The organism is Sphingomonas sp. MMS24-J13, assembly GCF_044905095.1.
Classification (GTDB): Bacteria; Pseudomonadota; Alphaproteobacteria; order Sphingomonadales; family Sphingomonadaceae; genus Sphingomonas_I.
On record NZ_CP173258.1, the window covers coordinates 3,626,964 to 3,639,571 of the forward strand.

The window sequence follows — 12,608 nt, forward strand, 5'->3', positions numbered from 1 at the left end:
GGTGATGGTGGCTATGCTCGACGTCGAAGCCGAGATCGCCCGCGCCTCCTCCGCGCTCGGCTCCGCCCAGCGCGGCGACGGCCATTGGGTGTTCGAACTCGAAGCCGACGCAACCATCCCGGCCGAATATATCCTGCTGCGCCACTATCTCGGCGAGCCCGACGATCTCGATCTCGAAGCCGGAATCGGCCGTTACCTCCGCCGCATTCAGGCGCCGCATGGCGGGTGGAGCCTCTATCATGAGGGCGGGTTCGATCTCTCCGCGACGGTGAAGGCTTATTACGCGCTCAAGATGATCGGCGACCCGATCGATGCGCCGCATATGGTCCGCGCGCGCGAGGCGGTGCTGGCGCATGGCGGAGCCGGATCGGTCAACGTCTTCACGCGGATCCAGCTCGCTCTGTTCGGGGCGGGGCCGTGGAAAGCGGTACCGAACATGCCGCCCGAGATCATCCTGCTGCCGCGGCGCTTCCCGATCCACCTGTCGAAGATGTCCTATTGGGCACGCACCGTGATCGTGCCTTTGCTGGTGCTGATGGCGCACAAGCCGGTCGCGCGGAATCGGCGCGGGGTGAAGGTGGATGAACTCTACGTCCCCGGCCGGGCGAAGTTCACCCGTGCGTCGAAGGGCAAGTTCCTGTGGACGCACGGCTTCAATGCGCTCGACAAGGGGCTGAAGACGTTCGACGGGCTGTGGCCGAAGAAATTGCGCGCACGCGCCATCAAGGCTTGCGTCGATTTCGTGGTCGAGCGGCTCAATGGCGAGGACGGGCTCGGCGCGATCTATCCGGCGATGGCGAACAGCGTGATGATGTTCGATTGCCTGGGCTATCCGGAAGATCATCCTCACCGCGCGATCGCGCGGGCGTCGGTGGAGAAACTGCTCGTCCGCCGCAGCGATGGCGAGATCTACTGCCAGCCCTGCGTCTCGCCGGTCTGGGATACCGCGCTGGCGGCACAGGCGATGCTGGAGGTGCGCGGCGACGTCGCGGAGGGCATGGCGGCGACCGCGATGGACTGGCTCAAGCCGCTCCAGGTGCTCGACGTGAAGGGCGATTGGGCCGACGAGCGACCGAACGTCCGCCCCGGCGGCTGGGCCTTCCAGTATCGCAACGATCATTATCCCGATCTCGACGACACCGCCGTCGTCGTCATGGCGATGGACCAGGCGCAACGTCGCGGCGAGGCGTCGGGCCTCGACGAGGCGATCGCCCGCGGGCGCGAATGGGTGCTCGGGCTGCAATCGAAGGATGGCGGCTGGGGCGCGTTCGATGCCGACAACGCTTATTATTATCTGAACGACATCCCGTTCGCCGATCATGGCGCGCTGCTCGATCCACCGACCGCCGACGTCACCGCGCGCTGCGTCTCGATGCTCGCCCAATTGGGCCATCCCGAGGACAGGCCGGCGATCGAGCGCGGGCTCGCCTGGCTCGAGCGCGACCAGCATCCCGAGGGCAGCTGGTGGGGCCGCTGGGGGGTCAATTACATCTACGGCACGTGGTCGGTGCTGTGCGCTCTCAATGCCGCTGGCGTGCCGCCCGAAGCGCCGACGATGCGGCGTGCGGTCGCGTGGCTGGAGACGATCCAGAATGAAGACGGCGGCTGGGGCGAAAGCTGCGACAGCTATGATCTCGATCGCAAGGGGCATGAGCCGGCCCCCTCGATCGCATCGCAGACCGGCTGGGCCTTGCTGGCCTTGATGGCCGCGGGCGAGGTGGACGGCACGGCGGTCGAGCGCGGCGTCGCCTGGTTGCAGGCACATCAGGAAAAAGACGGCCTGTGGGGACAGGAGCATTATACCGGCGGCGGTTTCCCGCGCGTCTTCTACCTGCGCTACCACGGCTACCCCAAATATTTCCCGCTGTGGGCGCTCGCCCGCTACCGCAACCTCAAGCGCGGCAATCTGCGCCGCACGACGGAGGGAATGTGAAGCCCGTCATCGTCGCGACCGGCTTCACCCGCGAGGCGCGCACGATCGTGGATAAAGGTGTCGTCGCGATCACCGGCGGCGGGGTAGCCGCCAATCTGGAGAAGGCCCTGATCGCGGCGACGGCGCATGGTGCGGCCGGCATCGTCAGCTATGGCCTCACCGGCGGCCTCGCCGATGGCCTGAAGATCGGCGACTGGATCATCGCCGATCGCCTGGCAGGCGCGATCGAGATCGAAACCGACGCTGCCTGGCGTGCGGCGCTCCACAGGCGGCTGCCCAAAGCGCGGATCGGCGCTTTCTTCGCCGATGGCCGCATGATCGACACCGTCGCGGAGAAACGCGCGCTCGGCATTCGCCACGATGCGCTGGCAGTCGACATGGAGAGCCATGTCGCGGCCAAGGTCGCGCGGGCGCTCGATATTCCCTTCGCGATCGTCCGCATCGTTTCGGACGAGGTGGGCCATCTGCTGCCGCATGCGATCACCGTCAGCATGCGCCCGGACGGGGGGCTGCACACGGCCGCGATGGTGAAGAGCCTCGCCGGCAACCCGGGCCAGATCGGCGACGTGACCAAGACCATGGCGAATTTCATGCGCGGCTTTGCCGGTTTGAAGGCCGGCGCGCGGCTGCTTCATCCGAGGATGGCGTTTCCGGATTGAGGTTCGGGTCGCGCCAACCAAATGTCCCGGGATGGTCGGGTGCGGACTATGGCTGCGGAACGACCGCATCGAAGATCGTGATCTTCTGCCCCATCGCGCCACCGCCGACGCTCGACTGGGTGACGAGGATCGATGCACCGGGCTTCAACGCGGCTTTCAGCGCCGCGTAGAAGGGCCGCGGCAGACGCACGCGGTTGATCGTCGCTTCGTCGAGCTCACGGCCGGCATCTTCGGCATGCCCCGGCAGCCCGACATAGACCCAGCGCGGCTTGCCGTCCTTGCCGGTCATGAGCGTGATGACATGACTGCCGGGATCATCATCGTCGATCTGCGCCACGCTGCGCCCGATCTCCTTGCCGTTACGCAGGGCGACGATCGTTTGATCACGCTTCGAGATGATGATCGTCAGCGGGCCTGCCGGCGCGAGATCGGGATTCCAGCGATACTGGCTCGCATCCAACTGCAGCTGGGTCGCGGTCTCCTTCGCCCCGAATGTGGGCGCGAGCAGACTCGCTTCGGTCGTGCGGACGTGATTGATCGCGTCGCCTTCGATCACCACGGTCGCACCCAGCGAGGTGATATTGAACAAGGCCCTGGCGAAACCGATCGGCAGATGCACGCAGCCATGGCTTTCGGGATAACCCGGCAGGCCACCGGCATGGAGTGCGACGCCATCCCATGTCAGCCGTTGCTGAAACGGCATCGGCGCGCTGTTGTAGACGTTCGACTTGTGATCGGCGTCCTTCTGCAGGATCGTGAACACGCCCGTCGGCGTCGCATACCCTTCGCGACCGGACGAGATGGTCGAAACGCCGATGCGTACGCCGTTGCGATAAACCGTGGCGCGCTGTTTCGAGAGGTCGACATAGATCAGGATCGGGCCGAGCGGCGCGACGCTCGGCGCCCACACCCACTCGCCCGGCTTGAGCTGTTCGGCCACGCGCGCCAGCTCCGGTGGCGAACTGGCCTTGGCGCCCTGCGCATAGGCCGGCGCAGCGGCCGCCAGCAGCAGGAGCGCGGCGCTACCAGTCCAGATCGGCGAGCAAACCCGCATAGACTTCGATCCCATCCCACAAATTGCCGATCCGCAGATTCTCGTTCCGCGCATGCTGGTTATCGTCATAATTGGCGACGCTGATGCCGACCATCGGCGCCTTGAGCTGGTTGACCGCCTCATCGATCGAGGAGCTGCCACCCATCAGCGGGAGCTTGATCACCGGATAGCCGACCGTGCGTCCGACCGAGCCGGCCACCGCGACCGCCGATGGCGTATCGAGCGGGGTCTTCGTGGCAGCCGACGAGCCCGGATCCCAGACGAGCCGCAGGACCTTCGGATGCGCCATGCGGATCGCCGCGTCGGGCGCATCGCGCACGATCGTCCAGCCCTTGGTGGCGAGATAATCCTCGGTGATCCGCTGGACCAGCTTCGGGTCTTCGCCCGGCGCCATCCTGATATCGACCGACAAAGTACCGTCAGTCGCGATCGCGTTGGCGGCGCTCGGGCCCTCATCGCCGGCGTGGATCGCGCGCACGTTGAGGGTCGGCGCCAGATAGCCCTCGGCGAGGCGCGCCGGCCCGATATTGCGGCCGAGCGCCAGCGCCTGCTTCAGATCGCCCTCGACCGGCGGCAACGCATCCAGCGCCGCGCGATCGGCCGCGCTGATCGGGGTCACGTCGTCGTAGATTCCGGGGATCAGGATATGGCCCTGCTCGTCGCGCAGGCTCATCACCAGATCGGCCAGCATAACCGTCGGGCTCGGCGCCCAGCTGCCATAATGGCCGTCATGGAGCGGCTTGGCCGGGCCGTAGACCGTCGCCGAGAAGCCGATGATGCCGCGATTGCCGCCGTTGATCTGTTGCTTGCCCGATTGGTGCATCGGGCCATCGCCCATGATCAAAAGATCAGTCCGCAGGAGATCGCGATTCTGGCCGATGATCGCGCCGAAATGCGGCGATCCCGCTTCCTCCTCGCCCTCGTACAGCAATTTGATGTTGACCGATGGCTTGATGCCTTGGGCCTTGAGCGCATCGAATGCGCTGATCAGAACCTGGATCGAGGCCTTGTCGTCGCCGGCGCCGCGCGCATAGATCCGCCAATCGGGATCGAGCTTCGTCGCTGCGGTCGCGGGATCGACCGGCGCCGTAGCAGGTGGCGCGGTGCGCAGGGTCGGCTGGAAGGGCGGATTGAGCCAGCCCTGCTGGTTGATCGGCTGGCCGTCATAATGGGCGTAGAACAGCACCGTCCGCTTGGCGCCGGGCACCTTGAGTTCGGCGAATATCGATCCCGGCGTGCCAGGTGCCGCGCGCAGCAAACGGGTGGTGAAGCCCCGCGCCTCGAGCAGGCCCTGGATATAGGCCGCGTTGGCATCGACATCGGCAAGCTTGCTCGCGACGTTCGGCATCGCGAGCAATTTCGTGAAATCGGCGTAGATCTGCTGCTCGTGCGCCTGCCGCCAAGCGCGGACCTTGTCACGCGGCGAGACTGTGTTCGCCTGCACCGATCCCGCAAGCAGGGCGACCGCAACCGCAGCCATGACGAGACGGCGCATTCTCATTCTCCCAATTCCCCGCGGACGGGGTGGGAGCCGGCCCTCAGTGGACCTCGACCCGGTTCCCCGCCTTCTTCATCCGCCCAAGCTGCTGATCGACGTTGAGCGAAAACACGTCCTTGGCACGGCGCTGATTTTCCAGGCTGATGTCCTGTGCCATCGGCCCGTCGGTGCGCACGCCCTTCATGAACACCATCGCCGCCTTGATCGGGTGGCGAACGGTGTCCGACACCGCGGTCGCCTCGAAGCCCGAATGGACCATGCAATCCTGGCACTTCTCGTAATTGCCGACGCCGTATTGATCCCATTCGGTGCTGTCCATCAGCTCCTGGTAGGTGTCGACATAGCCTTCGCCGAGCAAATAGCAGGGCTTCTGCCAGCCGAAGACGGTACGGGTCGGGTTGCCCCACGGCGTGCAGGCATAGGCCTCGTTGCCGGCGAGGAAGTTGAGGAAGGCGGTCGACTGGCTGAACGGCCACTTCTTGCCGCCATTGCCGCGGCTGAGGATGCCGCGGAACAGTTCCTTGGTGCGGGTACGGTTGAGGAAGCTTTCCTGATCGGGCGCACGCTCATAGCTGTAGCCGGGCGAAACGGTAATGCCGTCGATGCCGAGCGCGGTGACGCTGTCGAAGAAGCGTGCCGAGCGCTCCGGATCGGCATCGTTGAACAGGGTGCAGTTGATCGAAACGCGGAAACCCCGGGACTTAGCGAGCTTGATCGCCTCGACCGCGACCTCATAGACGCCGTCCTGGCTGACCGCCTTGTCATGCATACCGAGATCGCCATCGAGATGGATCGACCAGGTGAAGCCGTCATGCGGCTTGTAATCGTCGATCTTCTTCTTGAGCAGCAAGGCGTTGGTGCAGAGGATGACGTATTTCTTGCGATCGAGGAAGCCGCGCACGATCTTCGGCATGTCGCGATGGAGCAGAGGCTCGCCGCCCGCGATCGAGATGACCGGCGCGCCGCATTCGTCGATCGCCGCCATGCACTGATCGTAGGACAGGCGCTGGTTGAGAATCGAATCGGGATAGTCGATCTTGCCGCAGCCCTTGCAGGCGAGATTGCAGCGAAACAGAGGCTCGAGCATCAGCACGAGCGGGTAGCGCTTGACCCCCGACAGCTCCTTGCCGACGATATAGGCGCCGATCCGCGCCACCTGACTCATTGGTATGCCCATGAAATTTCCCTAGGCCGCCTGGTTGCGCGGCGGCAAGCGATTGAGGGCGGGAGGCAGCCGGAACTGGAGCTTCTCCTCGATCCCGTCGAGTGTTTCTACCGTGACGTCGTGAATGGCGCGGATCGCATCGATCACGCTCTGCACCAGTTCCTCGGGCGCAGACGCACCCGCCGTGAGCCCGATCGTCTGGATGCCTTCCAGCCAGGCCGGATCGATCGCCGCCCCGTCGGCGACCAGATAGGCGGTGCGCCCCATCTCGTCGCCGATCTCGCGCAGCCGGTTCGAATTGGAGCTGTTGGGCGATCCCACCACCAGCAGCAATTCGGCCTGCTGGCATAGATCGCGGACCGCATTCTGGCGGTTCTGCGTCGCATAGCAGATATCGGCCGTCCCAGGGCCGGTGACGTCGCTGAAGCGTTCCTTGAGCGCATCGATCACGTTGCGCGTGTCATCGACCGACAAGGTGGTCTGGGTGATGTACGCGACCGGCTCGCTGTCGGGCAGATCGAGCGCGGCGACATCCTCGACCGTCGCCACCAGATGGATCGGTCCGTCGATCTGGCCGAGCGTGCCCTCGACCTCGGGATGGCCCGCATGGCCGATCAGGACGAGGTGGCGGCCCGATGCGACATAACGCCGGCCCTGCGCATGCACCTTGCTGACCAGCGGACAGGTGGCATCGAGCACGGGCAGGCCGCGATCCACCGCCGCCTGCTGCACCGCACGCGAAACGCCATGCGCGCTGAACACCGTCGCGGCGCCGGTCGGCACCTCATCGAGTTCCTCGACGAAAATCGCACCCTTGGCCTTCAGCGTATCGACGACATGGCGGTTATGGACGATTTCGTGCCGGACGTAGACCGGCGCGCCGACCCGCTCCAGCGCGCGATCGACCGTATCGATCGCGCGCACGACGCCGGCGCAGAAGCCGCGCGGTTGCGCCAGGATCAATCGGATCGGCTGTGCATTCATGATATTAGGGTAGCCTCCCTGCCATGTTCCATCTTCGCATTTGCGGAATATGTTCCGCAAGACAATTATACCGATCGGTATAGCAATCAGATTTTAGACGGTGCCCAGCGGTGAAACCCTTACCCGCCGGCCGCCGTTCAGGCCCCATTCGCCTTGGTTGGGCGAACTGCCGCTGAACGAAAAGAGATAGAGGTTCCTGACGCATGCATTTCAAGATCGCCGCTGCCGTTTTTGCCGGCGCTGTGTTGTCTGCGCCCGCATGGGCCGATCCGGCGGCCGATCGGCTGCAAGCCTATGACGATCAGGTGATCGCGATCATGAAGGCCAAACTGCCGCTCGCCACGCGCGTCACGCGCTTCGAAAGCGTCGTTGCGGCCTATTATGACATGCCGACGATCGCGTCTCTGGTGGTCGGGCCGGCCTGGGCCAGCACCTCGGCCGCCGACAAGAATGCCGCAATCGCAGCGCTCACGCGCCATTCCGCGGTCAGCCTTGCCCGCAATTTCGGATCCTACGGCGGCGAACGCTTCACGATCGATCCCAATGTCACCGCGCGCGGCGCCAGCCGGGTGGTCAAGGTGACGATCTCGTCGGGCAGCAGCACCAACGTGCTGCTCTACCAGATGCGCGACAGTGGCGGCTGGCGCATCGTCGATGTGGTGTCCGACGGAGTGAGTCAGCTGGCGGTGCAGCGGTCGGATCTGGCGAGCACGGTCGCAAGCGGGGGGGCTGCCGGTTTGGCGAAGCGGCTGGGAGAGGTCGACGCCAAAGCGAAGTGAAGCCATTTCTGCTTGGGCGGATGGTGGACAGGGCTGGATTCGAACCAGCGTACGCTTGCACGGGCAGATTTACAGTCTGCTGCCTTTAACCACTCGGCCACCTGTCCAAAGGCGCCTCCCGATCGGGAGGCGCGTCTTTGGCGAAGCGGGGCGAGGCTGTCAATGCGGGGAAAGCGCGGTCGCGCGGAACCGGATTGCGTTGAATTGTTACGCCATGCCGGCTTAGGGATGCCATCTCGATCGCCGCTGGAGCCGCTTATGTCCAAACCCGCGCGCCGCGGCGCTTCCTCGACGCTGCGCGGCCTGCTGAAAAGCGAAGCGGGCGGCGGCATATTGCTGATGATCGCCGCCGCTCTGGGTCTGGCCGTCGCCAACAGCCCGGCGAGCGACACCTATTTCCACACGCTGGAGGCCCATGTCGGGCCACTGTCTCTGCTTCACTGGACCAACGACGCCCTGATGGCGATCTTCTTCCTGCTCGTCGGGCTGGAGATCAAGCGCGAGTGGCTCGACGGCAATCTCGCGACCTGGGCCGATCGGCGCCTGCCAGTGATCGCGGCGGCAGCGGGGATGATCCTGCCGGCCATCGTGTATCTCTCGATCGCTTCGGCGCAGCCCGGGCTGGCATATGGCTGGGCGGTTCCGGCGGCGACCGACATCGCGTTCGCGATCGGGGTACTCGCCTTGTTGGGGAGGCGCGCGCCGGCTTCGCTCAAACTGTTCCTGACGACGGTGGCGATCGTCGACGATATGGGCGCGGTCGCGATCATCGCGATCGGCTACACGACGGGGCTGAACTTCGTCGCGCTGGGCGGCGCCGGACTCATCCTCCTCGCGATGATCGGGCTCAACAAGGCGGGCGTAATGCGCCTGTGGCCCTATTTGCTGCTGGCCACGGCGCTGTGGGTCGCGGTCTTCCTGTCCGGCGTCCACGCGACCGTTGCCGGCGTGCTCGCCGCGCTGACCATCCCGATCGTCCCCAGCCCCGGCCGGCCCGATAGGCCCGACTGCCCGCTGCATCGGCTCGAGCATGGGCTGCAACCTTGGGTCGCCTACGGGATCGTTCCGGTATTCGGCTTCGCCAATGCCGGTGTCGCGCTCGGCGGACTGCGACTGGCGGACGTGCTGGCGCCGCTGCCGCTGGCGATCGCGGCCGGCCTGTTCGCGGGCAAGCAGATCGGTATTTTCGCGAGCATGCGTCTGGCGGTCGCACTCAGGCTGGCGGCCCGGCCGAGCAGGGCGAACTGGGTGCAGATCTATGGCGTCGCCTTGCTCTGCGGGATCGGCTTCACGATGAGCCTGTTCATCGGTGGCCTCGCCTTCACCGATCCGCTGCTGCTGGCCGAGGTCAAGGTCGGGGTGCTCGGCGGTTCGATCGCCTCGGCGATCGCCGGATACCTCGTGCTCCGGTTCGCGCCACGTCGGCGATAACCTACCCGCCTATGTAGCGGGTCACGATGCCGCCCTCGACCCGCAGCATTTCGGCGCGATCGTCGCAGCCGAGCCGTTGCATCTCGTCGGCCGCTTTTGCGCGGTCCCCGGCCTCGCGGAGCAACAAGGCCTGCAATTCGGCATCCGACAGGGCCATGCGCGGCATCTCGGTCGCGCCATCGCCACCATTGCCGCGCTGTTCGGCAATCGGAACCGCCTCGGCATTGTCGATCGCCGCGAGCAGGTTTCGAATCGCCTGGGTCTCGGCCGCATGCTTCGCCTGCATCGCGATCTTGAGGTCCGCGCGCAGCCGCGCTTTCATCATCTTGGCCGGATCGGTCATCGAGCGTTTCTATAGCGGCTATAGCCAATCGGGCCTATCGTCGAGAACGCACTCCCACGCCGCCAGCCATGCCATCAGGCGCGCGACATAGGGCTTGCCGAACGAGGCCGTGCCCCAACGATGATCACGCCCGTCCAGGTGGAGCGAGGCCATCCACAGGCGCTGCACCAACAGGAAGACCGGCAATGCCGCGCGATCGACCGGCGCGATCGAGCGAACCGCCTCATACCCCGCCAGATAGGCCCGGATCAGCGCGGAAGCCTCAGCGCCCGGCATGCGCGCGAGCGTCACGCCCCGCGCGAAGGCGGCGATATCGTTGGCGCGCCACCCCCAGCCGCAGCAATCGAAATCGATGACCGTCGCGCCACCATCGGTGAAATGAATGTTGGAACTATTGAGATCGCCATGCGCGAAGCCCTGGCTGAGCCCGGGGTCGATCCGGGCCAGCAGTCCATCGACAAGGCGATCGAGCAGCATCCTGTCCTTCGCTTCCACGGCCCGCGCGATTACCGCATGGGGCACCTCGATCATCGCCAGGCGATCCAGTATCGGTCGATCGGGATGCCGCGTCATGCCATCGGCCGCATTGTGCAGCGCGGCCGCGGCCCGGCCATAACGGGCTGCATTGGCAGCACCGTCCACGTCGCTGAAATTCAGATCGTCTCCCGGCGCGTCTTCGAACAGCACCGCAGGCCGGACAAGATCGCCGCAGCGGATCGCAATCACGAACCCGCCGCCATCGCGTCGCGCGACCGGCCGCGCCACCGCCGCACCGGCCGCCGCGAGCGCCTCGATGATCGCCATTTCGGCCGCCGCGGCGCGCTCGTCGCGCCAGCCCGCCTGATAGACGCGCAGATAAAAGCGCCGCCCGCCTGCCTCCGCCCGGTAGGTATCGTTGATGAAGCTGCGATGGAGCATCGCTCGCTCGATCGGCGGCACGGCGAAGCGCCCCGCGATCGCGCGCGCCAGATCCGTCGGATCGAGCAACGCGTGCGCCGCCTTCACCGCGATCAGGCCATTGTCCATCCGCCTGCTCCCAAAAGAAAACGGCCCCGGCATCGCGCCGGGGCCGCCTCTTAGGCAAAACGTCTGACGATTGTCAGCCGGCCCTCTGCTTTTGGCTTAGAAGCGCAGCTGGCCGAACAGGCCGAACTCGTCGTAGGTGCCCTCGCCACCGGTGATCAGGCCAGCGGCATTGGCACCGCCGATCGTGCCGTTCTGGGTGCCGAAGGTGCCGTTCTTGACCTTGTCACGCTTGTAGACGAGCGCGAGGTCGACGATCTTGACCGGCTCCCACTGGAGACCGACATTGAAATAATCGTCCTTCAGCTCGGGCGTGGCGTTGCCGATTTCCTTGCTGGGGCGCAGATGGTCGTAACGACCGAACAGGCTCCAGGTCTTGTAGAAATTGACGTTGCCATAGACCGAGAAGCCGTCGGCCTTGTCCTCGACGTTCGACGCCACGTTGTTCCAGTTCTTCGCCCAGAAATATTCGGCGCCGATGTTGAACATGGCATTCTTGTAGCCGGCCATCGCGTCGAAGCGAGTCGCGGTGCGCAGATCGCCGCCGTTCGGCAGGACGGCATCCTGCGTATCGTTGCCACGCTTGCCGCTATAGCCGCCGACGCCGGCATAGAAGCCCTTATACTGGGTCGAGATCCGGCCTTCGACGTCGACCGACTTGGTCACCTTGACGTTGCGATAGCCGCCGCCGTCGATCACCGAGACCTGATAGCTCAGCAGGCCGCCGGCAAGATCGCCGAGGACGTGGATACCCCAGTCGGCCGAGGTGCCGAAATTGGTGCGGTCGATCAGCGTATTCTCGATGTGACGATAGCCATAGAGACCCTCGTCATAGGGAACCCACGGCATATCGGCCGCACCGATGCGGATGATGAAGGCCGGGTTGAGCTTCGCCTGCAGATAGGCCTTCTTGATGTAGAAGCCCTTGCCGACCAGAGCCGGCAGGTTCGAGCCGGCGGGCGAGCCGGTCGAGGTGAAGTTGGTGTTGCTCGTCTGGCCGACGACGTTCGAGGCGTCCATCGTCAGGTTTGCCGAGAAGATCGGGCTGAACGTGTGATCGATACCCAGATACATGCGCTTGATGTTCAAGCCGACGCCGTTGAGCGAGCCGGCGCCGGTCGCCTTCGCACCGTTCGACTTGGTGTCGAGCGTCGAGAAGTTGAAATACATGCGGCCCGAAACGCTGGTCGAATCCCACCACTTGCCCTTCGAATAGGAGGCAAGCTGCGACTTGACCTCGGCCGGGACGGCCTTGGTGGCGGTGGTCTGGGCGGTAGCGGCAGCGACCTTGGCGTCGGCCGCGGCGGTCTGCGCAGCAGCAGCCTGGGTCGATGCGGTGACAGCCGCGGTCTGCGCGCTGTTGATGCTCGCCACGCTCTCGCGCGACGTGGCTTCCTGGACGGCGATACGGCCGCTCAGATCTTCGACCTGTTCCTTCAGCGCCTTGATCTCCTCGAGGAGCTGGGCGTTGGCGGACGAAGCCGCGGCGGGCTTCTTGTGATGGACGGGCTTCTTGGCGGAAGCCGGCGCGCTGATGAGCGCGAGCCCACCGAGGGCAACCCCGGCGAGCAGGTGGTGACGGACGATCATGCGGAATTTCCCCTTCCGAGCGGCCCTGAGGGGCCTGCGGGGATTCGCCTAGGCGCGTGGTGTGACACTTATGTGAAATGATGTGGCACGCCCGCTACGCTTGCCACGGAATTCGCCATCCCAGCCGTTTATCACGGAACAGAAAGGGC

Annotated in this window: 11 protein-coding genes and 1 tRNA gene; 4 read left to right on the forward strand and 8 right to left on the reverse strand. The window is 65.3% G+C overall.

The genetic code is table 11. From position 1 onward, the window contains the following. The first annotated feature begins 4 nt into the window (after positions 1-4). Together shc and AB4Z44_RS16535 are read left to right on the forward strand one after the other, a co-directional pair. The gene (gene shc / locus AB4Z44_RS16530) at positions 5-1,933 is read left to right on the forward strand and encodes a squalene--hopene cyclase (RefSeq protein WP_404710780.1); all 1,929 of its coding nucleotides are present in this window, start codon (positions 5-7) and stop codon (positions 1,931-1,933) included. Next, positions 1,930-2,592 carry a hypothetical protein gene (locus AB4Z44_RS16535; RefSeq protein WP_404710781.1) on the forward strand — a complete coding sequence of 221 codons (663 nt, stop codon included), beginning with the start codon at positions 1,930-1,932 and terminating at the stop codon, positions 2,590-2,592. Before shc ends, AB4Z44_RS16535 begins: the two co-directional genes overlap by 4 nt. 46 nt (positions 2,593-2,638) lie before the next feature. Here the strand turns inward: AB4Z44_RS16535 and AB4Z44_RS16540 are convergent, their stop codons facing one another. From AB4Z44_RS16540 to ispH, 4 genes are read right to left on the reverse strand one after another with little or no spacing between them, the layout of a single operon-like run. Beyond that, the gene (locus tag AB4Z44_RS16540) at positions 2,639-3,646 is read right to left on the reverse strand and encodes a L,D-transpeptidase (RefSeq protein WP_404710782.1); all 1,008 of its coding nucleotides are present in this window, start codon (positions 3,644-3,646) and stop codon (positions 2,639-2,641) included. Then, on the reverse strand, positions 3,615-5,141 hold the full coding sequence (locus AB4Z44_RS16545; RefSeq protein ID WP_404710783.1) for a M20/M25/M40 family metallo-hydrolase: 1,527 nt from the start codon (positions 5,139-5,141) through the stop codon (positions 3,615-3,617). Before AB4Z44_RS16545 ends, AB4Z44_RS16540 begins: the two co-directional genes overlap by 32 nt. A 43-nt stretch (positions 5,142-5,184) precedes the next feature. After that, a complete protein-coding gene (gene hpnH, locus AB4Z44_RS16550; RefSeq protein WP_404710784.1) occupies positions 5,185-6,321 on the reverse strand; it encodes an adenosyl-hopene transferase HpnH in 1,137 nt (378 codons plus the stop codon). Between the two features lie 9 nt (positions 6,322-6,330). Then, positions 6,331-7,293, reverse strand: coding sequence for a 4-hydroxy-3-methylbut-2-enyl diphosphate reductase (gene ispH / locus AB4Z44_RS16555; protein WP_404710785.1), 963 nt, complete (start codon positions 7,291-7,293; stop codon positions 6,331-6,333). Between the two features lie 203 nt (positions 7,294-7,496). Here ispH and AB4Z44_RS16560 point away from each other — a divergent pair, with 203 nt between their 5' ends. Further along, entirely contained in the window at positions 7,497-8,072 is a 576-nt protein-coding gene (locus AB4Z44_RS16560; protein WP_404710786.1) for an ABC transporter substrate-binding protein, read from the forward strand. 21 nt (positions 8,073-8,093) lie between these two features. Here AB4Z44_RS16560 and AB4Z44_RS16565 read toward each other — a convergent pair. Further along, positions 8,094-8,179 (reverse strand) — tRNA-Tyr (locus tag AB4Z44_RS16565). Between the two features lie 151 nt (positions 8,180-8,330). On the opposite strand from AB4Z44_RS16565, the gene nhaA reads away from it, so the two are divergent. Then, complete coding sequence (nhaA, locus tag AB4Z44_RS16570; RefSeq protein WP_404710787.1) at positions 8,331-9,503, forward strand: Na+/H+ antiporter NhaA; 1,173 nt, start codon at positions 8,331-8,333, stop codon at positions 9,501-9,503. A gap of 1 nt (position 9,504) precedes the next feature. Here the strand turns inward: nhaA and AB4Z44_RS16575 are convergent, their stop codons facing one another. The 3 genes from AB4Z44_RS16575 to AB4Z44_RS16585 form a co-directional block, all read right to left on the reverse strand. Continuing rightward, positions 9,505-9,846: a GatB/YqeY domain-containing protein gene (locus AB4Z44_RS16575; RefSeq protein WP_404710788.1), complete on the reverse strand. Its 342-nt coding sequence runs from the start codon at positions 9,844-9,846 to the stop codon at positions 9,505-9,507. Between the two features lie 18 nt (positions 9,847-9,864). Further along, positions 9,865-10,872, reverse strand: a complete 1,008-nt coding sequence (locus AB4Z44_RS16580; RefSeq protein WP_404710789.1) for a phosphotransferase enzyme family protein — start codon at positions 10,870-10,872, stop codon at positions 9,865-9,867. 96 nt (positions 10,873-10,968) lie between these two features. Then, positions 10,969-12,459, reverse strand: a complete 1,491-nt coding sequence (locus tag AB4Z44_RS16585) for a hypothetical protein (protein WP_404710790.1) — start codon at positions 12,457-12,459, stop codon at positions 10,969-10,971. Between the last annotated feature and the right edge of the window lie 149 nt (positions 12,460-12,608).